Here is a 21728-nt window from a genome sequence, read left to right on the forward strand (position 1 = left end):
CACCCCGCCCCCGGAGCGGTGTCGTTCCGGGGGCGGGGTGCGCGGTGCGGACCCGAGCCGGCGAGGGTGCCGGGCTCCGGGCGGGTCCGGCCTACTCGGCCTCGTAGGCCTCGTCCATCTCGGTCAGGGCCTCCTCCACGGTGACGTCACCGGCGAACAGCTGCTGGACGACGGTGAAGTGGGCCTGCTGGACGCGGGGGTTGGGCCAGCGCTGGTCCATGAACGGCACCGTGCGGCCCTCGGTCTGGAACTCGGTGAGGGTGGTCAGGGCCGGGTCGATCTCCCGGTCCTCGTCGGGCAGCGCGGTCAGGGTGCCGCCCTCGGTGGCGTAGATGTCCTGGGCCTCCGGGGAGGCGAGGAACTCGACGAAGGCCGTGGCCTGAGCGGAGTCCGCGCTCTCGGCGTTGAGGCCGTAGGCGGCCGAGACGGACCCCGGCATGAGGGTCTGGTCGGCGTCGTCGGTGGCCGGCAGGGCGAACATGCCGAGTTCGGTGTCACCTGCCTCGGACTGCACCTGGGACAGGGTCGTGGCCACCTGGACCAGGCCCACCGCGTCCCCCTGCGCGACGTTGCTGACGGAGGCCTCGTAACTGGTACCGAGGGGGTCCTCGTTGAAGCAGCCCTCCTCCTCCATCTCCAGGTACTTCTCCATCGCCGTCTGCCAGCCGGAGTCGGCGAAGGCGGCCTCACCCGCGGCCATCTGCTCGTCGAACTCCGGGTTGTCGGCGTAGACGGTGGTGCCGGCCAGCGCGTAGGTGACCAGCTGGGTCACCCACGGGGTCTGGTTGCCCAGGGCCAGCAGGCTCACCCCCTCGTCGCGGGCGGTGCCGCACAGGTCGATGAGCTCACTCCAGGTGGTCGGCTCCTCGGCCCCCAGGTCCGCGAGCGCCTCCTTGCCGTAGATGACGCCGATACCGCTGTAGGTGACGGGAACGACGTAGGTGGCGCCCTCGTACTCGGTGACGGGGCGGTCCCCCTCGGGGATCCGGGAGGTGAACTCCATGTCGCTGAGGTCGGCGAGGTAGCCGCTCGGTGCCAACAGCTCCACCGCGGCGGGGTTGCCGTTGCCGGGCCAGACGGTGAAGACGTCCGGGGCGGTGCCCGAGGAGAGCTGAGTGCGCAGTGTGCTCTGGAGCTGGTCGGTGTCCGCGTAGGTGACGGTCACCTCGGTGTCGGGGTTGGCCTCCTGGAAGGCGGCGACCACCGCGTCCATGGGGACGCGGTCGGTGGAGTTGGCGGTGACGGTGAGGCCGTCTCCCCCGTCTCCGCCGTCGGCGCTGCACGCGGTCAGTGCGGCCGCGGCGGCCAGGCAGGTCAGCGGGGCGAGGATTCTCCTGGACATGTCTGTCTCCGAAAGGTGTGCGGGGGTGGTGGGGCGTCAGCCCTTCAGGCCTCCGGCGAAGCCCTGGATGACGCGTTTCTGCATGGCGAAGTAGACCGTGAGTACGGGGATCGACCCGATGATCAGGCCGGCGAACACCAGTGGCCACTGGGAGACGTACTGTCCGACGAATCCGAACAGGGCCACGGGGATCGTCTGGTTTCCCGATCCGCTGAGGTAGAGCAGCGGTGTGAGGAAGTCGTTCCAGACGAAGATGACGTTGAGGATGACGACCGTCCCGGTGATCGGACGGAGCAGCGGCAGCACGACGCTGAAGAACGCCCGCAGCGGCCCGGCGCCGTCCATCATGGCGGCCTCCTCGTAACCGCGGTCGAGACCGCGGAGGAACCCGGTGTACAGGAAGACGGAGAAGGGCATCTGGAGGCCGGTGTAGAAGATGACCAGCGCCAGCGGGTTGCCCAGCAGGCCCAGGTCGCGCATGGTCTGGTAGAGCGGGATGAGTGCCAGCTGGAACGGCAGCAGCAGCCCCAGCATGAACAGGGCGAAGACGGCGCGCGACCATCCGCGGGTGGAGCGCGCGATCGGGTACGCGGCCAGCGACGAGAGTACGACCAGCAGCACCACGCTGCCGACGGTGACCAGAGCGCTGTTGAGGATGGCCGGGCCCAGGCCCGCCTGCTGCCAGGCCTGGACGAAGTTGTCCAGGGTCGGTCGGGCCGAGGGGACCAGCGGTGAGGCGCCGGTCTCCGTCGCGGGGCGGAACGCCTGGACGGCAAGGATGTAGATCGGGAAGGCGAAGACGAGGGCCGCGGCGATCATGACCGCTTCCAGCACGCCCGTTCGCCATGTGTAGCGCTTCACGAGTTCCTCTTCTCCTGGCGGCCGAGGTAGCCGTACTGGACGCCGCTCAGCACGATCACGAACAGGGTCAGCACGACCGCCATGGCAGTGCTGTAGGCGAAGGCGTTGAACTGGAAGGCCTCGCGGTAGATGACCGTGGACAGGGTGTCGGTGGCACCGCCCGGCCCGCCCTGGGTCATCACCCACACCTGGTCGAACAGTTTCAGCCCGCCGATGAGGGAGAGCATCAGGTTGATGGTGAGGGCGGGGGCGAGCATGGGCCGCACGATGTGCCAGAAGCGGCGGAAGGGCCCGGCCCCGTCCATGTCGGAGGCCTCGTAGATCTCCTGCGGGATGGACTGCAGTCCGGCCAGGAAGATGACCATGGAGTACCCGGAGAACTGCCAGACGATGACGGCGACGACCGACCACAGGGCGATGTCGCTGTCCCCGAGCCAGTCCTGGCCGACGGCGCCCAGGCCCACGGAGTCGAGGGCGGCGTTGATCGCGCCCTGCGGGGAGTAGAGGTACTTCCACAGGTAGGCGGTGACGACCGGGGTGATGACGGCGGGAGCGAAGAAGAAGACGCGCAGGACGTTGCGTGACTTGATCCTGCTGTTGACGCCGAGCGCGAGAAGCAGTCCGACGGCGTTCTGCACGACGGTGACCGCGAAGGCGATCAGCAGGGTGTGCCCCAGGGCCGAGCGGGCGTTGCCGTCGGAGAACAGGGCCCGGTACTGGTCCAGCCCGACGAAGGCGTAGTCGCGGGCGAGCCCGTCCCAGTCGGTGAAGGAGTAGAGCGCGCCGCGCGCGCTGGGGACCAGGGCCGCGAACGCGAAGAAGGCGAGTGCGGGGAGCACGAACCACCAGGGTACGGCGGTTCGACCGGAGCGGCCCCTCCCCCCTTTCGGGGAACGGGGCGGGCTCTTGCTTCCCGCCGGTGTGGCCGACTGGGCCTGCGTGGCCATGGCTGTCTCCATCGGGTCTTCCTCGTGGGGTGCCGGAGGTGTCGGCAAGTGCACGACCTCCTGCCAGACTCTGCGGTTTAACAGAGTTGAAACGATTCATTTAATGGCCCGAAGCTAGGCGCAGGGAGTGACGTGCGTCAACCCCAACGAGCGAACGAAACCTCTTCGCAACCTGACCGCCACCAACGGCCAACCCCATGCACCCACTTCACAGGAAAGCCTATGAACTGGCCTTTTGGCGAACAGGAACGGGTCTCTGCAGAAGACTGACTCCCCACGGGAACGAGTCGACCCCTTGACGGCACCGCACCCCCGTTCCTACGGTTACGGTTGTCTTACTGATTGAACCGTTTCAATAGGACGTTCACACCCGAGTGTCCTGACCTCGTTCCCACCCAGGAGTCCCCTTGCCCCGCCCCGGAAAAGCCCCCGTCGGCCCCCTCCCCGGCACACCCACCGCCGAGCACCACCGCACCGCCCTGGGCATCGGCGAGTCCGCTCCGCGCCTGTCGTGGACCATGGACCGGACACCCTCCGGCTGGCGGCAGACCGCCTACGAGGTCGAGGTCGCGGACGGGGAGCGCAGACGGACGAGCGGCCGCATCACCAGCCCGGACTCCGTGCTCGTGCCCTGGCCGGACGAACCGTTGGCAGCCAGGGCGCGCCGGTCGGTGCGCGTCCGCGTGTGGGGTGGGGAATCGTCCGACCCCTCGCCCTGGAGCCCCGCACTGGAGCTGGAGACGGGGCTGCTGGAGGCGGCCGACTGGCGGACGGTAATGGTCGGCCCGCCGGCCGGCCTGGGCGAGCGGGAGCGCCCCGTCCTGCTGCGCGGCGCGCTCACCCTGCCCGCGCCGCCCCGGTCCGCACGCCTGTACGTCACCGCGCACGGCGTCTTCGAGGCCGAGGTCAACGGGGTCCGTGTCGGCGACGAGGTACTCGCTCCCGGATGGACCACCTACCCCGCGCGGCTGCGCTACCGCACCCACGACGTGACCGGGCTGCTGCGCGAGGGCTCCAACGTGCTCGGCGCGCACCTCGCGGACGGCTGGTACCGGGGGCGGATCGGCTTCCACGGCGGACGGCGCGACACCTACGGCGACCGCACCGGATTGCTCGCCCAGCTGGAGGTCGAGTGCGAGGACGGGTCGACGGTGCTCTTCGGTACCGGCCCCGACTGGCGGTGCGCACCCTCACCGACCCTGGCCTCCAGCCTCTACGACGGCGAGCGCCACGACGCGCGCCTGGAGCGGACCGGCTGGTCCGAGCCGGGGTTCGACGACGCGGACTGGGCTGCCGCGGTACCGGTCGAACGCGATCCGGCCACACTGGTGGCCCCGCTCTCGCCCCCGGTGCGGTGCACCGAGGAGGTGGAGCCCGTGTCGGTCACTCCGGCCGGCTCCGGCCGGCTGCTGCTGGACTTCGGCCAGAACCTCGTGGGGCGGTTGCGGCTGCGCCTGCGCGCCCCGGAGGGCACCGAGGTGACCGTACGCCACGCCGAGGTGTTGGAGGACGGCGAACTGTGCACCCGCCCCCTGCGCTTCGCCGAGGCCACCGACACCTACGTGGCGGCGGGCACCGGAGCGGTGGAGGAATGGGAGCCGCGCTTCACCTACCACGGCTTCCGCTACGCGGAGGTCACCGGCTGGCCCGGCGAGCCGGAGCCCGGCGCGGTGGTCGCCCGGGTGCTGCACACCGACATGCGCCCCACCGGTGAGTTCAGCTGCTCCGATCCGCTCGTGGAACGGCTGCACGAGAACGTGCGCTGGAGCATGCGCGGCAACTTCGTCGACGTGCCCACGGACTGCCCCCAGCGCGACGAGCGCCTGGGCTGGACCGGCGACATCCAGGTGTTCGCCCCCACGGCCTCCTTCCTCTACGACTGCGCGGGGATGCTGCGCTCCTGGCTGGCGGACCTGGCGGCCGAGCAGTACCCGGACGGCACGGTGCCGTTCATCGTTCCGACCATCCACGCCCCCACCTGGACCCCCGCCTGGCCCGCCGCGGTGTGGGGTGACGCCGCCGTGCTCACCCCGTGGCGGGTCTACGAACACTTCGGGGACGAGCGCGTGCTCAGCGACCAGTACGCCAGCGCCGGGGCGTGGATGGAGCTGGTGGCCGGCCGGCTGGACGAGGACGGCACCTGGCGGCGCGACCGGCAGCTGGGCGACTGGCTCGACCCCGCGGCGCCGCCGGAGGACCCGTTCCGGGGGCGCACCGACCCGACCCTGGTGGCCACGGCCTACGCCGCCGAGTCGGCCCGCACGATGTCCGAGACCGCGCGGGTCCTGGGGAAGGAGGCCGACCGCGAGCGCTACGCGCGACTGGCGGAACACGTGCGGAGCGGGTTCCGCGCGGCCTACGCCCCGCAGGGCGGGCTGCTCAGCAGCGACACCCAGGCGGCCTACGCGCTGGCGCTGTGCTTCGGCCTGCTGCCCGAGGGGGACGAGCGCACGGCGGCGGCCGACCGGCTCGCGGCGCTGGTGGCCCGGGACGGGTACCGCATCGCCACCGGGTTCGCCGGTACGCCGCTGGTCTGCGACGCGCTGACGCGCCACGGCCACACCGAGACCGCCTACCGGTTGCTGCTGCAGCAGGAGGCGCCCTCCTGGCTCTACCCGGTGCGGATGGGGGCGACCACGGTCTGGGAGCGCTGGGACAGCATGCTGCCCGACGGCCGGGTCAACCCGGGCGAGATGACCTCCTTCAACCACTACGCGCTCGGCGCGGTGGCCGACTGGCTGCACCGCACGGTGGCGGGTCTGGCCCCCGAGGCCCCCGGCTACCGCCGTATCCGCTTCGCGCCCCGGCCCGGCGGCGGGATGGAGCGGGCCGGAGCCGCACACGAGACCCCCTACGGAACGGCGAGTGTGCGCTGGCACCGTGACGGGGCCCGGTTGCACGTGGCCGCGGTCGTACCGGCGGGCACCACTGCAGTGGTCGACCTGCCGGGGGCGGACCCGTTCGAGGTCGGCAGCGGCGAGCACCGCTTCGAGGCCCCCTGGCCGTCCGCCTGACCGGCTTTCGCCACCGGGCGGGGCGCGCTCGACGCGTCCCGCCCCACTACCATCGGAGCACCTGGATTGAACCGTGACAACTCAAACCCTCCGGGGACGCGGGGAGCACACACGCCGTGAAGGCCGTCAGCATAAGACAAGTGGCCGAGAAGGCCGGGGTCTCCGTGGCCACGGTGTCCAACTTCCTGAACCGGCCCGAGCTCGTCGCACCGGCCACCAGGGAGCGGGTGCACGGGGCCGTCGAAGCGTTGGGGTACCGCCCCAACCAGGCCGCACGCCAGCTCAGCAACGGCTACGGCACCGGTGTGGGTCTGGTGTTGTTCGATGTGCGCAATCCCTTCCTCACCGGGGTGGCCCGCGGCGCCGAGGACCACCTGCACACCGCCGGGCGGACCGTGGTGCTGTGCAACACCGACGTGGATCCGGTGAAGGAGGAGCGCTACCTGGACCTGCTGCTGCAGCAGCAGGCGCAGGGGGTCCTCATCACCCCGGCGGACCTGTCCCGGTCCTGGGTGGACCGGGTCCGTTCTCGGGGGCTGCGCACCGTGCTCTTCCACAACTCGACCGACTTCCCCGACGTGTGCTCGGTGGCCGTCGACGACGTGGCGGGGGGTGAGATGGCCGCCACGCACCTGTTGGCCAGGGGGCACGACCGGATCACCTGTGTCACGGGGCCCGCGCACATGCGCCAGTCCGTCGACCGGTTGGCCGGGTGCCGTCGCGCGGCGGCTCTGGCGGGGCGGCCCGAGGAGGCCGTGGAGGTGGTCGAGGCGGGTGCGTTCACCCTGGACCAGGGGCGGCGCGCGGGTGAGCGGATCCTGGCCTCGCCGCATCCGTCCACCGCGGTGTTCTGCGCCAACGACCTGTTGGCGCTGGGCGTGATGCAGGCCGCCACCCGGGCGGGCAGGCGGGTGCCCGACGACCTGGCGGTGGTGGGGTTCGACGACATCGAGTCGGCTGCCACCGCCGGGGTCCCGTTGACCTCGGTGCACGTGGACAGCCACGCGCTGGGCCGGGCCGCGGCCCGGCTGCTGGTCGAGGAGGTCGAGGACCCCGGTCACACCCACCGTCGCCTGTCGTTCGCCCCGCACCTGGTCGAACGTGCTTCCAGCTAGGTCGCGCCGGACGGGCGGTCCTGCGGGGCTCCGGCCCGTGGTCCGGCGGGACCCCCGGTAGGACATTTCCGGCATAGGCCGCGGCTTTCGGTGTTCACCGGGTGCGGGGAGGACGCCTTCCCTAGGGTCACTCGAAGAGATCTCCGAGGAGCCTTCGATGCCCAGAACCCCGGAGCAGCCCCTTCCCCGCTCCCCCTACCGGAACCTGACCCTGCTCTGCCTGGTCACCCTCTCCGGGCACCGGGAGCCGCACGGCCTGCTCGAACACGCCCACCGGCTGGTGACCGGAGCGCTTCCGCGCGGGCGGCGCCACCCACGACCCCACGAGTACCCGCGGATCCGTCACAAGGTCCTGCGCAGGTCGCTCTTCCCCCGGCGGTGGCACCCGCGCGGCCAGTCCGGTCTGCGGGTCTCACCCGTCGACGGCCTCGGCGGCGAGACCCGCGGTTTGGAAGCTTTGGACGGCTTGGACGCGTCGGCCCGCGCGGCCTACGTCCTCCTGCGGACGGAGGGGCTGGACGCCCGCGGCGCGACCGAACTCCTCTCCTCGGTCGGGGTCCGCGACGCCGCGACCGCCGTGGAACGCGCCACCGGGGCACCGGCCGGGCTGCCCCTGCCCGACCCCACACTCGTCCGGGTCAGCGGCAAGGGGCCCCTGGTGCACCGGCGCGGCCTGGTCGCCTCCGTCGGCCTCCTCGCCCTCGCGGTGACGGTGCTGGGACTGACCGCTGCCGGGCCCGACACCGGGGTGGGCGTCACCGCGCCCGCCGCTGCCCCGGTCCGGCTGGCCGGGGCCGCCGCACCGGACGCCTGGCGGACGAGCTTCCGGTTGGACCTGACTGCCTGGCACCCCAGGGGCGACGCGGTCGACGACCAGTCACTCACCCGACGGGCCCTGGCCGTCTGGGCCGAGCAGGAGAACGGTGACGGCGCCCCCGCCTCGCCCTCCCTCCTCTTCGCCGGCGGGGTGGCCGACCGCGAGGTCGTGCTCCTGCACGACGGACCCCGGCTCGCCCGCTACACGCGTGCGGGCTCCGAGGAACTGGTCGAGGTGTTCGCCGAGCCCGGCAACGGTGTGGCCAACTGGCCCGCCCTCCGTCTGGCCGACACCGAGGACGGCACCCACTACCTGCTGCCCCCCTGGGTGACCGAGGCCGCCGGCGCCCAGCTCGGCCGAGGCGGCGCCGGCTGGTCCGACATCGAACACCGGGACGGGGTGACCGAGGCGGTACCCGCCGGGGAGCACTGTGGTGCGGGCCCCGTCCTGCGGTTGCGCGCCCCCGAGGTGGCGCACGGTCAGCCGTACACGGTGATCGACCTGGGAGGAGCGGACACCGCCCACCTGGGGTACATGCCTCCGCCTCCCGCCGAGATCCGCAGGTTGGGGCCGCACGAGGTCCTCGGCCCCGAGCAGGGCTTCGACCTGTGGAGTGAGCTGGCCTGCGCCGGGGACCCGCCCGAAGGCCCCGTGCTCACCGCGACGGCCTGGGAGTTCGCCGTCCAGGAACTGCCCGGTGGCGGAGACGGCCGGTGGACGTGCGTGCGGTTCGGCGGGCACGACGGCGGCGGGCTGGCCCGGGCAGTGTTGGTCGCGGAGACCGACGACGGTACCGAGGCCGTCCCCGCCGGGGAGAGCGAGGGCGGCTGGGACTGCAGCAACCTCAACCGTCAGGTGGCCGCGGGCACCTGGTGGCAGGATTCCGAGAGCCGCTGGCACTATCTGGCGGCCGCCTCCCGTGAGGTCGCCTCGATCACCGCGGAGGGCGTGGTCGAGGGGACCGACGAGGACGGCGGGGGCGTTCTGGCGGTGGCCGGTCCGCGCTCGCAGGACCGCCCCTCGGGGGAGGTCGCCCTGACCGCCGTCGACGTGCGGGGCGAGGAGATGACCGTCCTCGGACAGTGAGTCCGCGGCCGCTCCCGCTGGCCGGATCCGGCCATGCACCGAGGTGAGTGCACGTGCAGGTGCACTGTCGGTGATATCACTGGGTACACAGTCCCTCGCCCCGTCCGGGGAGGCCGGGGAACTGACGAAGCGGAGGTTCCGGGCCGGGTGCACCCGTCGCGGAACCTCCCGGGCCCCCGCCGGGCCGCTCCCCCGGTCGCGGGTCGGCTCCGCTGACGGCCCTGGGCCGTAGTTAGGGTGAACGCATGTCGATATGGGCGCGGGGAGACCGCACCGGAAGGGTCGGGGAGGCCCTCCTGATGTTGGAGGGCCAACGGCTCATCGACGGCCTGGAGATCCTGCCCGCCGAGAACAAGCCCTACCGCGTGCGCGTCCCCGCCGGGATCGTCCACATGGACGAGGACGAGGCCGCCATGTTCGCTCTCGGGGCGGTCGTCGGAGCCTTCGGCAGCGTAGCCCGGCAGAGGGTCTGACGCGCGTCCCCGGTATTCGGGAGCCGGTCGGCTACCTCCGGGCCCATCGTGCGCGGGAGCGCGTCGAGCAGTAGGTCGCGGACCGTCGTGCGGTACTCCTCGCTGTGCCCGACCGCCAACTCGTCGTTGAAGGCCGACTGGCACAGCACCACCGTCGTCTGCGCCAGCGGCAGCGCGGGGCTCCCGTCACCGGGCAGCCCCCTCCGCCTGCCCCGGATCGGAGCGGACGCCGACACGGCGTCGGGCGTCCGGGAATCCCTGCGGGTCAGGAGGGAGCGCCCGGTGCCCGGCGGAGCCTGTGCGAGGTCAGGTAGTCCCGGTACCAGTGGTAACTGTCCTTGGGGTGGCGCTCCAGGTTCTCGTAGTCCACCCGCACCAGGCCGAACCTGCGGTCGTAGCCGTAGGCCCACTCGAAGTTGTCCAGCAGCGACCACACGAAGTACCCGCGCACGTCCACCCCGGCGTCGATCGCGCGCGCCAGCGCGGACAGGTGGTCGCGCAGGTAGGCGATGCGGTCCTCGTCGTGGACCCGGCCGTCCTCGTCGGGTTCGTCCGCCTCTGCGGACCCGTTCTCCGTGATGAGGATCGGCGGCAGTCCGGGGTAGCGGCGGTCCAGGTCCACGAGCAGGTCCGCGAAGCTCTCCGGGACCACGGGCCAGCCCATGGTGGTGTGCCGGGCACCCTGGAAGGAGACCTGTTCGGCCCCGATGTCGACGGCCGTGCGCAGCCGCGGGTCCGCCTGCTCGTGCGGGACGTCGCGGAGCATGATGGGGCGGTAGAAGTTGACCCCGAGGAAGTCCAGGGGCTGGCCGATGGCCTCCAGGTCGCCCTCCCGCCGGTAGGAACCGTCGGCCAGCTCGCCCCAGACCTCCTGCTCGTTGTCGGGGTAGGCACCGGTGAAGAGGGGGTCGAACCAGGTGCGGTTGTGCAGGGTGCGTGCGCGCTCCACGGCGGCCCGGTCGGCCTCGGTCTCGGTGGCGGGCAGCAGGTGGTCGGGGTTGAGCGTGATGCCGACCCGTCCCGCGTCACAGGCGCGCAGCTCGCCGACCGCGGCGCCGTGGGCGAGGAGCAGGTGGTGCGCCGCGGCCAGGGCGGGGGTCCCCTCCCGGGTCCCGGGGGCGTGGCGGCCGACGGCGTGCCCGACGAAGGCGGAGCAGAAGGGTTCGTTGAGGGTGATCCAGTGGTTCACCCGGTCGCCGAGGTGCTCGGCCACGATCCGGGCGTACTCGCCGAAGCGGCGGGCGGTGTCGCGGACGCGCCAGCCGCCCTCGTCCTCCAGGGCCTGGGGCAGGTCCCAGTGGTAGAGGGTGAGGACCGGCTCGACTCCGGCTGCGAGGACCGTGTCGACCAGGCGGTCGTAGAAGGCCAGCCCGGCGGGGTTGGGCCGGCCCCGGCCGCTGGGCTGGATCCGGGGCCAGGACACGGAGAAGCGGTACAGGTCCACCCCGAGCTCGGCGAGCAGGGCGACGTCCTCGGCGTAGCGGTGGTAGTGGTCGCAGGCCACGTCCCCACTCTCGCCGCGGGCCACGCGCCCGGGGGTGCGGCAGTAGGTGTCCCAGATCGAGGGACCCCGTCCGTCCTCACCGGCAGCGCCCTCGACCTGGTAGGCGGCGGTGGCGGTACCGAACAGCAGGCCCGGTGGGAGCTTCGGTTCGTTCATGGGGGGACCCTTCCCTTGGGAGCGCTCCCAGTCTGGTTCAGGGAGCACCGCGCGCGCAACCCCCGAACCGGAGCGGCTCCACCGCCGTCACAACCTCCGGCGCGCCACCGTCCCGCAGGCGCGGAGAAAGGAAGACAGACTTGAGTTGGATCGACTACTCGCAGAACGCGCGGATCAGGGAACTCCAGGAGGACCTGAGCGACACGCACTCGCAGATGGCGCGGGAACGCAGGCGCATGCGCTCCGAACTGGGCCGGATCCGGGGAACCCTGGAGCAGAGACTCGACCGGGTCTCCGCGACCCTGGACGCCTTCATCGAACTCAGCGACGTCCGCGCCACCCTGGCGATGTTCGACGACGCCGCGATCGCGCGCCACCGCACCCTCCAGATGCTGGCCGGCACCGCCCCGGCCGACCCCGGGCTCGAGGACGTACCCGGATACTGGCTGGTCCCCGCCGCCCGGGGTCTGCACGCGCTGCTCGACGACGACCTCGCCCGGGCCCGCCTGTGCTTCGACGAGGCCGCCGCCGTCGACCCGGAGAGGGCCCGCTGCTTCGCCGCGTTGGCCTCGGCCCTCACCCGCGCCGAGCACGCGCGCACCCTGGGCGAGGGAGTGTCCGCCGACCTCCTGCCCCACCTCCCCGGACCGCGGGTCCAGCTGACCCGCGGCCAGCGCGCCCTGTGGCTGCTGACCGCCGACGGCTCCTTCGGCGACGACGCCCGGGAGCACCTGTTGCTGTCCACGCTGCGCCGGTGGACCGCCGAGGGTGTCCGGCTCTCCCCTGCCCACGACTGGGTCGCCGTTCCGGCGGTGTCCGGCCGGGGGCGGGGTGCCGCAGCCTCCGCCGCCTCCCAGCACCAGGCCGCCCAGGCCCTGGCCCGCCTGCGCGAACGGGTCGCCGAGGTCACCGCGCTGGGCACCGAGGACACCTCCTCGGAGGCCATGGCGCCCGACGAGGCCAGCTCCGGCTTCCTCCGGGAGACGCTGCGCCTGCTCGTGGAGGAGGGCAGCCCCGAGGAGGCGCCCCTGCTGGCCGAGTCCAACCGGCTACGGGCGGTGGTCGAGAACGGCGGCCGGGAGAGCGCCCTGCCCGCCTGGGGCGACACCGTCGACAGTGTCGAGGCCCTCCTCAGGCAGGACCTGACCCGTGAGGACGTACCACCGCACCGCCGCACCTTCGCGCTCGTCCTCCAGCGCGCCGCCGTCATGGACGCGGCGGAGGACCTGGCGGCACGGGCCACCGCCCTGGTCCCCGACACCACGGACACGACCTTCCAGGGCCTGTCCATCGCCGTCACCGAGTCCGGCGCCGACCAGCGGCAGGTCGAGCGCGCCCGCCGCAGGCTGCGTGAACGCCACAGCGCCGACCGCGGCCACCACGGTTTCCTCTGGGTGAGCCTGGCCACGGCGGTGGTCCTGCTCGTCCTGTCCCTGCTGACGGCGAACGTCTTCCTGTGGATCCTGACCCTGGGGGCCGCGGTCGCCACCGGGATCGCCTACACCTCCTCCGAGCGGGCGGGGAAGGACGGCGACGCCGTCCTCAGCTCGCAGACGCGCGGGTTGGACCAGCAGGTCGCCCGGGCCGTGGAGAAGTTGCGCCGCACCAGGACGGAGAGCGAGGAGCTCGCTTCCGCGGCCAGGAGCGACCTGGACCACCTCCGGAGCCTGCTCGACCCGTGAGCCGCACGGCAGGGCCCGGCGCCGGGGATCCCCCGCGCAGCTCCGCCGGCCCCGCCGCTACAACCAGCCGTTGCGTCTGAAGAGCACGTAGAGCAGCAGCGCGGACAGGAGCATGAGGGAGAGCACGAGCGGCCAGCTGAAGACCCAGTGGAATCCGGGCTGGGGGGAGATGTTCATCCCGAAGACCGAGGAGATCAGCGTCGGAACGACCAGAATGCCGCCCCAGGAGGAGATCTTCTTCATCGCCTCGTTCTGTGCCTGGCTGATGAGGGCGCTGTGGACCTCGGTGATGTTCTCCAGCAGCTGGCGGAAGCTGTCGGCGTGTTCACGGGTCGCGCGGACGTGGTCGGCGACGTCGCGCAGGTAGTGGTACAGCTCGGTGCGGTGTTCCGGGCCCGGGCGGGGCAGCAGATGGGAACCGGCCCGCTCAGGGCGCTCCAACGGAGCCATGAGGTGGTCGAGGAGTTCGTCCAGGGGGTCGATGGCGCGTTGGAGGCGGATCGCCTGGCGCGCCAGACGGTAGGTGCGCCGGGAGGCGTCCCGGTCACCGGCGAAGACCTCGTTCTCCACCTCGTCGATGTCGTCCTGGAGTCCGGCTATGGCCGGGGCGTAGGCATCCACGACCTGGTCCAGGACCCCGTAGACCACGGCCGGCGTGCCGTGGGCGAGCATCCCCGGTTCGGCCTCCAGACGGGAGCGGACCGCCTCGAAGTCGACCTGCTCGGTGTGCCGGATGGTGATCACGAAGTCGCGGGAGCCGAAGACGTGGACCTCCCCGACCTCCACGAGTTCCCTTTCCTGGTCGTAGCGGGCCGGTCGCAGCACGACGAACAGCACGTCGCCGTAGGTCTCGACCTTGGGCCGCTGGTGGGCGACGATCGCGTCCTCCAGGGCCAGCCGGGGCAGGTCGAAGTGGTGGGCGGCGTCCAGCAGCTGTTCCCGGTTGGGGGCGCTCATGCTGACCCACGCCATCAGCCCCGAACCGGTGTGGACGGCCTCGCCCGCCTCGGCGAGGGAGCGGGTTTCGCGCTGGCGGTGCCCGTCCCGGTAGAGGCCGACCCGAACCTCGCCGGGTGGGGCGTCGGCGGGCGGGACGCCTCCCCCACCGCCCAGGGCCATGGTGCGCTCGGGCGCGGATTCGGTCATGGTCTGCCCTCCCGTGTGCGGCCTGCCCTGCCCGATCCTGACCCGGTGCGGGCACGGGCGCGCGCCGACACGCCACGGGGACCGGGCCGCGGCGGCGATCCCCTCCGCTCGGCCCTCCGGTCGGCCCGCCGGGTCGGGGCGCGGCCGACGGGCCGGTCAGTCCTGCAGGCCGGAGGCGCGGACCGTGATGTTGAGCCTGCCGGTCAGGCCCAGGCCGGGGTCCGCGCTTCCCGGGCGGGTGCGCGGAACCCCGTGGTAGGCCATCCGGGAGGGGCCGCCGAAGACGAACAGGTCGCCGCCGCGCAGTTCGACGTCGGTGTAGGGCCGGTTCCGGGTCTCGGTGTTGCCGAACCGGAAGACGCAGCTGTCGCCGAGGCTGAACGAGACCACGGGGGCACGGGAGCGTTCGTCCCGGTCCTGGTGCATGCCCATCCGGGCGTCGGCGTCGTAGAAGTTGACCAGGGCCACGTCGTAGGGGTCCCCCCGGTGCGGGGCCCCGTGGGCGGCCTCGACTGCGCGGGCCGCCAGGTCGCCCAGCAGGTCGGGGAAGGGCTGGACCGGGGTACCGTCGGGCAGCTCGCGGGCGTAGGAGTAGGGCTGCCAGTGCCAGCCGAGCGAGACCATCGAGACGCTCATCCGCCCGCCGCGCGGCATGGGGTGCCGACGCATCCCCGCAGGCCCGCGCGCCCACTCCCGGCAGCGCCGGACCAGGTCGGCCTGGGTCTGCGGGGACAGCCAGCCGGGCAGGTGGACGGCGCCCGGGGCGACGGTGACCGGTGGTGAACCGAACAGTGCTTCGTCCATGCCCCCATGGTGCCCCGCGCGGGTGACGGAACCGCGCGGGGCGCGGGCGGGAAGGGGGTCCGGATCAGCGGCGCATGAGGTCGCGGACGTTGACCACCAGGAGCACGACCACGATGAGCACGATCGGGACGGTGACGGCGATCCGCCAGTCGGCGATGAAGGCCGCCACCACCCCCACGATCAGGCCTGTGACGACGGCGGCGATCGCCAGTCCGGTGAGGTACTGGACGAACTTGCGGCGGGCGACGGCGTCGATCGCCGCGAAGCCCAGGACGACCCCGAGCATGGCCCACAGGGTCATGTGCCCGTCCAGCAGGAACAGGGGCAGCGCCAGGGAGATGAGCAGCAGGGGCGTGCTCAACGCGACCCACAGGTGCAGGAAGCGGTTGGTGCGCTGCTCGCCGGAGGCGTAGGGCAGGTGCGGTGCCTTGAGGTGGCCCGTGGGCGAGGGCACCAGCGGGGTGTCGCTGTCCAGGGAGCGTTGGAGCGTCTCGCGTTCGTCGGCGATCAGGACCCGCTTCTCGTACACCTCGGCGAGTTCCTTCTCCAGTTCCTCGACCTGCTGGGAGTACTCGCGGGCGCGGGGCTGTGACTGGGCCTCGCGTTCGAGGACGATACGGGCCGAGTCGAGTTGGCGGAGCCGGTCACGGCGTCTGACGATCTCCGCGTCCATGTCGCGCACCCGCGTGTCCAGGCCGCGCAGGTGGGAGCGCAGTTCGGCGCGGGCCGCGCGCTCACTGGGCGCCACCTTCTGCAGTCCGGCCCAGGTCAGCGGGTCCGCCCAGGAGCGGCGGATGGTGCCGTCGCGTTCGTAGCGGGGACCGCTGGGAGCACGCTCACCGTCGAAGAAGTCACGGGTGTCGCGCCCCCACAGTCCGCGGAAGCCGTGCACCCAGGGGGTGTCGTCGTCGATGAGGACGGCGTTCCACTCCCGGTCGCCTCCGGGGCCGAGCCGTTCGCCGTCGCCGCGCGCGTAGTCGACGAAGGGGACGCCGATGCCGTGCCGGTTGATGGCGCTGTCTGCCCGGAAGAGGCGCTGGGTGATCCGTCGCCAGAAGCGGACGAGTCCGCGCAGTACCGCGGGGTCGACCTGGATGAGGTAGTCGCCGGCGAGCATCTGGTGCGAGTGCGATCCCGCACCGACGTAGACCACCGGGTGGGGGCCGTCCCGACGCAGCTCGGGGTCGGCCCAGGAGCGGCGCAGGTCGTCACCCTGGTACTCGTGCGAGGAGGCGCCGACCCATACCGGGCGGGTGCCGCCGTCGGGGTTCTCCACCGCGTAGACGGTGACGCGCTCCCAGTCGGCCTCGTGGTCGTTGACCCCGCCGTAGATGGTGCGCCAGTCGTTCATCGCGTAGAAGAACCAGTACTGGAGGATGATGTAGCCGCCCTCGCGGGTGACGCGCCCGTAGTAGGTGGCGCCGCCGTTGTCGACGCGCTCCCGGTAGCGGGTCACCGCGGCGAAGGTGACGCCTCCGGGGACCGCTCCGCGGATGAGCAGTGAGAGCTTCATCAGGATGTCGAGGACGCGGCCGAGCACGCCCACGGCGGCCAGGCGCCCGCTCTTGGGGATCACCGAGCGGGCGATGCCCTTGAACCGGCGGGCCTCCTCGCGCAGCGTCTCCTCCTGCACGAAGCGCAGGTGCTTGTGCCGCCCGGGCCACTCCTCCTCGGCCCGGGCGAGCCTGTCGAGGGTGAGCTCGCCGACCGGGACGATGACGCTCTCGCGTCCGCCGGGCTCCTCGATCCAGAGGCTGCAGTTGCGTACGTAGGCGTCCACGTCGGCAGGGAAGAAGAGTTCCCCCTCGGTGCACATGAGCACCGGTTCGTGGGCGCGCAGGAGTTCGATGTCAGATTTGGCCGCCATGATTCGGACCAAGTTAGTGCATGCGGGGCCGGTGCCGTGCCTGGAAGGGACCCTGGTCGGAGTGGGCCCTGTCATGCCGGTCGACGCCCGGCCCGGGAACCTTACCCTGAAATCACTTGCCAACATGGAAAGTGAGTGCAACTATAGAAAAACATTGACAGAGAGGAATCCTCGAATGCACAGCGAAGAGGCCCAGGACGCCCTGGAGCGGGCCCGGGCGATGCAGGCGAAGGTAGGCCCGAGGGGGCGCTGGTACGCGGTATACGGTTTCGGGTTCGGCCTGACCAGCATGGTGCTCCTGCTGATCATCGGGATCAGCGGCACCGTCACGGGCGTGCTCGTGGGCCTGGCGTTCTACCTGGTCATGCTCACCGCGCTCATCCTCTACAGCCGCCGCCAGCCGGTGCAGCCCCTCGGCTACGCCAAGCTGCACAACTGGGGCACAGGCGTGTGGGCCCCCGTCTACGCCACGGCCGTCGTGGCCGGAAGTATCTTCTTCCAGGGGGAGCCGGCCTGGTGGGTGCCGATGGCGGTGCTGAGCGCGGTCCCCACGTCCGTGGCGGCCCTCGTCGTCCTGCGCCGCAGCAGGAGCGCTCAGTGAACCATCCACGCAGCCGCCTGGACGAGGTCATCCACTCCCCGGTCCGGTTCTCCATCGTCGCGGCGCTGGCCTCGGCCCACCAGATCGAGTTCCGGGTCCTGCGGGACACCGTGGAGGTCAGCGACTCCGCGCTGTCCAAGCAGATCGCGACCCTGGAGGAGGCCGGGTACGTGGTCGTGCACAAGTTCCGCGTGGGGCGGCGCACCCGCACCTCCCTCCTGCTCAGCACGGAGGGACGCAAGGCCTTCGAGCAGCACGTGCGGGCCCTGCGCGACATCGCCTCCGGCGTCGATCTGCCCCCGTCCGCCCCCGACTGATCCTCCGGCGGCCACCGGCCGACGAACCTGCGGTGACACCACGGGAACGAGAACGGCAAGAGTACGGCCGCGCACTCGCGTACGCGGCCTGGGCCCGTCCCGCCGCCCCGAGGGGCGCCGGGACGGGCCCGAGGACCCTCCGGTGCGTGCGTCCGCCCTCCCGGGGGCCGCACCGGAGGGCCGGTTCAGGCGGCCTGCGCCGGCGCGAGGCGGCCGCGCTGCCTGCGCACGGTCCTGGGGACCGCGGGCCCGGCGCCCCGGTCCCCTCGGGCGGCGCCGATCCCGGCGATCACCACCAGTCCCATTCCGACCAGCTGCACGGCGACCGGTGCCTGACCGATGACGACCAGTCCCATCACCAGGGCGACGGCGGGTTCCAGGCTGGAGAAGGTGCTGTAGGCGGTCCGGCTCATCCGCTGCAGGGCGACCATCTCCAGCAGGAACGGCACCATCGGGAAGAGCAGCGCGATGAGCAGCGTGAACATGATGAGCCCGGGGTCGGGGTCGGCGATCGCGGCCGGGGCGCCCAGCGGAGCGGTGACCAGGGCTGCGACGGTCATCGCCAGGGCGAGGCCGTGCACGGCGTTGAACCCGGCGCCGACCCGCTGGGTCAGCACGATGTAGCCGACCACGCAGACCGCCCCGGCCAGGGCGAAGCCGATCCCCGCCAGGTCGAGCTCGCCCTGCCAGGGGCGGGTCAGGCAGACCACGCCGACCACGGCCGCGACGATCCACACCAGTTCGCGGCGGCGACGCATGGCAGCGACGGCTACCACCAGGGTGCCGAGGAACTCGATGGAGGTGGCCGTACCGAGTTCGATTCGGGCCGTCGCCTCGGAGTAGAACAGCATCATCCCCGCGCTCGCTGTGCCCAGGATCACCACGGCCCCCAGCTCACGTGGCTTCGCCGCACGCACGGCCCGCCACAGGGAGCGACCACCGAGCGCTAGGAGGAGCAGCGCGGCCCAGCTCAGCCGGAGCCAGGTGACCGTGGCCGGACTGGCCTGCTCGAAGGCGGTCACGGCCAGAGCGCTGCCCGTGTGCAGCGTGAACATGCCGACGAGCAGCATCAACGGAGCCGGGATCGGGGTCCGGGCACGGCGGAGCGAGGGAAGGAAGGAGCGGATCACCCGACCATTGGACCTACATGGTTCGTTTCTGTCCACGGACTCATGGTTGATGGACCATGTAGTTTTGGTGGATGGATTTCACTCGGCTCCGCCTACTCGTGGAACTGGAACGACTCGGCACGATGTCCGCTGTGTCCGAGGTCACAGGCATGAGTACCTCCGCGGTGTCCAAACACTTCGCCGTCCTGGAGAAGGAGGCGGATGTTCCGCTGATCGTCCCGGACGGGCGACGGGTACGGCTCACCCCGGCAGGACGGCGGCTCGCCGAACACGCCGTGGACATCCTCGCCCGGGTGGAGGCCGCCCAGGCCGAATTCGACGGTGAGACGGCCCCCGTCGGCCGTGTCGACCTGGTGATGTACACGTCAGCGGCGCCGATCGTGCTCCCCGCGGTGCGCCGTCTGAGACGCGACCACCCCGGGATGGACATCCGCCTGACCGAGTACGAGTCGGACCAGGCGCTGGATCTCCTCCAGGACGGGGGCGCGGATCTGGGGGTGGTCTACCAGTACAGTCTGCTCCCCCGGAAATTCCCGGGGACGCTCACGGTTCACCCGGTGGGAAGCGAGGCGCTGCTGCTCTCCCAGCCCTCCGAGGGCGCGGACAGCAGGACGCTCACCCGGCGCCGCCTGCGCGAACTGTCGGAAGCCTCCTGGATCGCCAGCCCCTACCGGGGCGACGAGGAGGCCCTGCTGCAGCGGATGTGCGCCGACGCCGGATTCACCCCCCGGATCACGCACCGCATCGACACGCTGGACCTGTTCGAGGAACTGGTGGCCACCGGGGTCGGCGTGGGCGTGGTGCCCCGCCTGTCGACCACCACACGGCGCGGGGTCGCCCACGCCCCGCTGGGCGAACTGGGCGGGGTCCGCCGGGTCTACCTGGCCGGACGCACCGGCGGCTGGGCCTGGCGGCCGATCCGGCTGGCCGCCGCCTACCTGCACCAGGCCGCTTCGGAGGTGCTCGACGACGTCCCGCCGTCCCCGTTCTGAACGGCGACCGCAACGGTGGTGGGAGAAGTCGCCCCCGACCGGGACGGCCCGGGCCCGGTGCCCGGGGTCAGCCCGCGACGGCGAAGGGGCCCACGGAGGGGACCGGGACCTTGCTGGCGGCCTCGCGAACGGCGGTGAGCAGGGGCTCTGGGGTCGAACCCGCCCGGGACAGGGTGATGATGTGGCGCCGGGCGGTCTCCCGCACCCCGCGGACCACGATCTGGGGCTTGTTCAGCCCGGTCCAGGCCAGCCTCGGCATCAGGGCGACCCCCAGGCCCGCCTGCACCATGGAGAAGACGGCACTGAAGTCGTCGACGGTGTGCACCACCCGGGGCTGGAACCCCGCCTGGTTGGCGGCGGCGGTCACACAGGAGTGCCAGGCCGTACCCGGGGCGGACATGATCCAGTCCTGCGCGGCCAGGTCGTCGGCCAGGTGCAGGCTCGTACGGGTGGCCAGGGGGTGCTGGTAGGGCAGGATCGCATCGAACAGCTCGACCATGACCGGGTCCGCGCGGAAGTCGGGGTCCCCGGTGGCGGGCATGTGCGCGGTGGACATGGTCAGGGCCACGTCCAGCTGGCCCGACCGCACCATCTCGGCGCTCTCCTCGGGCTCGGCCTGCACGACCTCGAAGGTCCAGCCGGGGTGGCTGGTGCGCAGGCGGGCCAGGGCCGGGGCGAGGAGGTCGCTGATGCCGGTGGAGAAGGAACCGACCCGGACCACCCCCCGGTCGCCGTCCGCGTACTCGGCCAGGTCCGCGGTGGCGCGTTCCATCTCCGCGAAGATGACGTGCGCGCGCTTGAGCAGGACCCGGGCGGCACCGGTCAGCAGGAATCGGCGGCCCTGGCGTTCGACGAGGGGGACCCCGGCTTCCCTGGCCAGGGCGGCGAGCTGTTGGGAGACCGCCGACGGGGTGACGTTGAGCGCCTCCGCGGTGGCTGCCACCGTGCGGTGGTGGTCAAGGGCCTGAAGGAGCTGCAACCGCCGAACGTCGATCATGGATCCCAATTTATGGCAGAACGCCCAGGTTTCTAGATGGTTTCGGTCGGATCACCCACTCTTTGTGAGTGATTCCGTGCACACCGTCCAGCCCCCCGCTACCCCCTCGGGAGAACCCCCGAGAGAAACATTCGAAGTTTTTCTCACTGAGAGATGTGGTGTGTGGTTTTTCCTCGTGTCGGACCTGTTCCCGCCGATACCGGCACGTACAGTCAGACTCACAGCTCAACCACGGGCCCGCAGAGTGCGGCCCGCAGGGGATCAGCACCCAATGCTGGTGGAACGGGTGAGAAGAAAATGCAAACTTCGCTGATGACCAAACCTCGTTCAACGAACGTCGGCGTCCTTGGCTTCCGCTACCTCGGAGCCCACGAGGTGGAGGAGCTCGCTGACCTGTGGGGTGCGCTGCACCAGCAGCACACGGTGACCGCCCCGCACCTTGAGGAGATCATCAGCGCGGTGAGCCTGGACGAGTCCTGGCGCCGGCGCCGCGCCCAGTACCTGGAGTGGCTCGCCGACCCCGACACCATGGCCATCCTCGCCGAGCACGAGGGCGACCTGGCCGGATATGCGATGGTCACCATCCGCGAGAACGCCCAGGGCAGCTGGGACCGCGGTGAACGGGTCGCCGTCGTGCAGACCTTCGCCATCGACCCGGAGTACACCGGCTCCGGTGTCGGCTCCAAGCTCCTGGAGGAGGTGCGCCGCCAGCTCGCCGCCATGGGCATCCGGGACATCGAGTTCTCCGCGCTGGCCACCGCCTCCGAGGACATCAGCTTCCTGGAGCAGGAGGGCTTCCGCCCCTTCGTCACCACCATGGTCTGCCGCGTCGACGGCTTCGGCGCCCACGACTGACGGCTGACACCCGGCCGGGAAC

Annotated in this window: 18 protein-coding genes; 9 read left to right on the forward strand and 9 right to left on the reverse strand. The window is 71.7% G+C overall.

Annotation, left to right across the window (positions count from 1 at the left end; genetic code table 11):
* Positions 1-91: 91 nt before the first annotated feature.
* From IE195_RS11755 to IE195_RS11765, 3 genes are read right to left on the reverse strand one after another with little or no spacing between them, the layout of a single operon-like run.
* Positions 92-1342 carry an ABC transporter substrate-binding protein gene (locus IE195_RS11755; protein ID WP_191270633.1) on the reverse strand — a complete coding sequence of 417 codons (1251 nt, stop codon included), beginning with the start codon at positions 1340-1342 and terminating at the stop codon, positions 92-94.
* 36 nt (positions 1343-1378) lie between these two features.
* Complete coding sequence (locus tag IE195_RS11760; protein ID WP_191270636.1) at positions 1379-2203, reverse strand: carbohydrate ABC transporter permease; 825 nt, start codon at positions 2201-2203, stop codon at positions 1379-1381.
* On the reverse strand, positions 2200-3042 hold the full coding sequence (locus IE195_RS11765; RefSeq protein ID WP_229826178.1) for a carbohydrate ABC transporter permease: 843 nt from the start codon (positions 3040-3042) through the stop codon (positions 2200-2202). The genes IE195_RS11760 and IE195_RS11765 overlap by 4 nt, the downstream gene beginning before the upstream one ends.
* Before the next feature lie 515 nt (positions 3043-3557).
* Between IE195_RS11765 and IE195_RS11770 the strand changes: the two genes are divergently transcribed.
* The 4 genes from IE195_RS11770 (at position 3558) to IE195_RS11785 (ending at position 9655) form a co-directional block, all read left to right on the forward strand.
* Positions 3558-6164 (forward strand): family 78 glycoside hydrolase catalytic domain, encoded by a 2607-nt coding sequence (locus IE195_RS11770; RefSeq protein WP_191270640.1) that lies wholly within the window; start codon positions 3558-3560, stop codon positions 6162-6164.
* Between the two features lie 140 nt (positions 6165-6304).
* Positions 6305-7279, forward strand: coding sequence for a LacI family DNA-binding transcriptional regulator (locus IE195_RS11775; RefSeq protein WP_191270642.1), 975 nt, complete (start codon positions 6305-6307; stop codon positions 7277-7279).
* A 157-nt stretch (positions 7280-7436) separates the two neighbouring features.
* The gene (locus IE195_RS11780) at positions 7437-9182 is read left to right on the forward strand and encodes a hypothetical protein (protein ID WP_191270644.1); all 1746 of its coding nucleotides are present in this window, start codon (positions 7437-7439) and stop codon (positions 9180-9182) included.
* 245 nt (positions 9183-9427) lie between these two features.
* Positions 9428-9655 (forward strand): hypothetical protein, encoded by a 228-nt coding sequence (locus IE195_RS11785; protein WP_191271632.1) that lies wholly within the window; start codon positions 9428-9430, stop codon positions 9653-9655.
* A 265-nt stretch (positions 9656-9920) separates the two neighbouring features.
* Here IE195_RS11785 and IE195_RS11790 read toward each other — a convergent pair whose 3' ends face one another.
* Positions 9921-11315, reverse strand: a complete 1395-nt coding sequence (locus IE195_RS11790) for a GH1 family beta-glucosidase (RefSeq protein ID WP_191270646.1) — start codon at positions 11313-11315, stop codon at positions 9921-9923.
* A 140-nt stretch (positions 11316-11455) separates the two neighbouring features.
* Here IE195_RS11790 and IE195_RS11795 point away from each other — a divergent pair, with 140 nt between their 5' ends.
* A complete protein-coding gene (locus IE195_RS11795; RefSeq protein ID WP_191270648.1) occupies positions 11456-12997 on the forward strand; it encodes a hypothetical protein in 1542 nt (513 codons plus the stop codon).
* Between the two features lie 57 nt (positions 12998-13054).
* Here IE195_RS11795 and IE195_RS11800 read toward each other — a convergent pair whose 3' ends face one another.
* The 3 genes from IE195_RS11800 to IE195_RS11810 all read right to left on the reverse strand — a co-directional run bounded on the left by IE195_RS11800 (position 13055) and on the right by IE195_RS11810 (position 16814).
* Positions 13055-14143 carry a CorA family divalent cation transporter gene (locus IE195_RS11800; RefSeq protein ID WP_191270650.1) on the reverse strand — a complete coding sequence of 363 codons (1089 nt, stop codon included), beginning with the start codon at positions 14141-14143 and terminating at the stop codon, positions 13055-13057.
* Positions 14144-14299: 156 nt separating this feature from the next.
* Positions 14300-14947: an alpha-ketoglutarate-dependent dioxygenase AlkB family protein gene (locus IE195_RS11805; protein ID WP_191270651.1), complete on the reverse strand. Its 648-nt coding sequence runs from the start codon at positions 14945-14947 to the stop codon at positions 14300-14302.
* Positions 14948-15011: 64 nt separating this feature from the next.
* Positions 15012-16814: a hypothetical protein gene (locus tag IE195_RS11810; RefSeq protein ID WP_191270654.1), complete on the reverse strand. Its 1803-nt coding sequence runs from the start codon at positions 16812-16814 to the stop codon at positions 15012-15014.
* Positions 16815-16989: 175 nt separating this feature from the next.
* Between IE195_RS11810 and IE195_RS11815 the strand changes: the two genes are divergently transcribed.
* Both IE195_RS11815 and IE195_RS11820 read left to right on the forward strand, forming a co-directional pair.
* Positions 16990-17415: a hypothetical protein gene (locus IE195_RS11815; RefSeq protein ID WP_191270656.1), complete on the forward strand. Its 426-nt coding sequence runs from the start codon at positions 16990-16992 to the stop codon at positions 17413-17415.
* A complete protein-coding gene (locus IE195_RS11820) occupies positions 17412-17732 on the forward strand; it encodes a winged helix-turn-helix domain-containing protein (protein ID WP_191270658.1) in 321 nt (106 codons plus the stop codon). Before IE195_RS11815 ends, IE195_RS11820 begins: the two co-directional genes overlap by 4 nt.
* Positions 17733-17917: 185 nt before the next feature.
* On the opposite strand, the gene IE195_RS11825 is transcribed toward IE195_RS11820, so the two are convergent.
* The gene (locus IE195_RS11825; protein WP_191270660.1) at positions 17918-18862 is read right to left on the reverse strand and encodes an EamA family transporter; all 945 of its coding nucleotides are present in this window, start codon (positions 18860-18862) and stop codon (positions 17918-17920) included.
* 71 nt (positions 18863-18933) lie between these two features.
* Here IE195_RS11825 and IE195_RS11830 point away from each other — a divergent pair, with 71 nt between their 5' ends.
* On the forward strand, positions 18934-19854 hold the full coding sequence (locus IE195_RS11830; RefSeq protein WP_191270662.1) for a LysR family transcriptional regulator: 921 nt from the start codon (positions 18934-18936) through the stop codon (positions 19852-19854).
* 67 nt (positions 19855-19921) lie between these two features.
* Here the strand turns inward: IE195_RS11830 and IE195_RS11835 are convergent, their stop codons facing one another.
* On the reverse strand, positions 19922-20851 hold the full coding sequence (locus IE195_RS11835) for a LysR family transcriptional regulator (protein ID WP_191270664.1): 930 nt from the start codon (positions 20849-20851) through the stop codon (positions 19922-19924).
* Positions 20852-21163: 312 nt separating this feature from the next.
* Here IE195_RS11835 and IE195_RS11840 point away from each other — a divergent pair, with 312 nt between their 5' ends.
* Positions 21164-21706, forward strand: coding sequence for a GNAT family N-acetyltransferase (locus IE195_RS11840; protein WP_191270666.1), 543 nt, complete (start codon positions 21164-21166; stop codon positions 21704-21706).
* Positions 21707-21728 lie beyond the last annotated feature (22 nt).

Origin of the sequence: Nocardiopsis terrae, assembly GCF_014651695.1 — a bacterium.
Lineage (GTDB): Bacteria > Actinomycetota > Actinomycetes > Streptosporangiales > Streptosporangiaceae > Nocardiopsis > Nocardiopsis terrae.

Coding starts and splice junctions, on each gene's coding strand:
- IE195_RS11755 (WP_191270633.1), bottom strand. CDS start 1,342: ATGTCCAGGAGAATCCTCGCCCCGCTGACCTGCCTGGCCGCCGCGGCC.
- IE195_RS11780 (WP_191270644.1), top strand. CDS start 7,437: ATGCCCAGAACCCCGGAGCAGCCCCTTCCCCGCTCCCCCTACCGGAAC.
- IE195_RS11785 (WP_191271632.1), top strand. CDS start 9,428: ATGTCGATATGGGCGCGGGGAGACCGCACCGGAAGGGTCGGGGAGGCC.
- IE195_RS11790 (WP_191270646.1), bottom strand. CDS start 11,315: ATGAACGAACCGAAGCTCCCACCGGGCCTGCTGTTCGGTACCGCCACC.
- IE195_RS11800 (WP_191270650.1), bottom strand. CDS start 14,143: ATGACCGAATCCGCGCCCGAGCGCACCATGGCCCTGGGCGGTGGGGGA.
- IE195_RS11805 (WP_191270651.1), bottom strand. CDS start 14,947: ATGGACGAAGCACTGTTCGGTTCACCACCGGTCACCGTCGCCCCGGGC.
- IE195_RS11810 (WP_191270654.1), bottom strand. CDS start 16,814: ATGGCGGCCAAATCTGACATCGAACTCCTGCGCGCCCACGAACCGGTG.
- IE195_RS11815 (WP_191270656.1), top strand. CDS start 16,990: ATGCACAGCGAAGAGGCCCAGGACGCCCTGGAGCGGGCCCGGGCGATG.
- IE195_RS11830 (WP_191270662.1), top strand. CDS start 18,934: ATGGATTTCACTCGGCTCCGCCTACTCGTGGAACTGGAACGACTCGGC.
- IE195_RS11835 (WP_191270664.1), bottom strand. CDS start 20,851: ATGATCGACGTTCGGCGGTTGCAGCTCCTTCAGGCCCTTGACCACCAC.
- IE195_RS11840 (WP_191270666.1), top strand. CDS start 21,164: ATGACCAAACCTCGTTCAACGAACGTCGGCGTCCTTGGCTTCCGCTAC.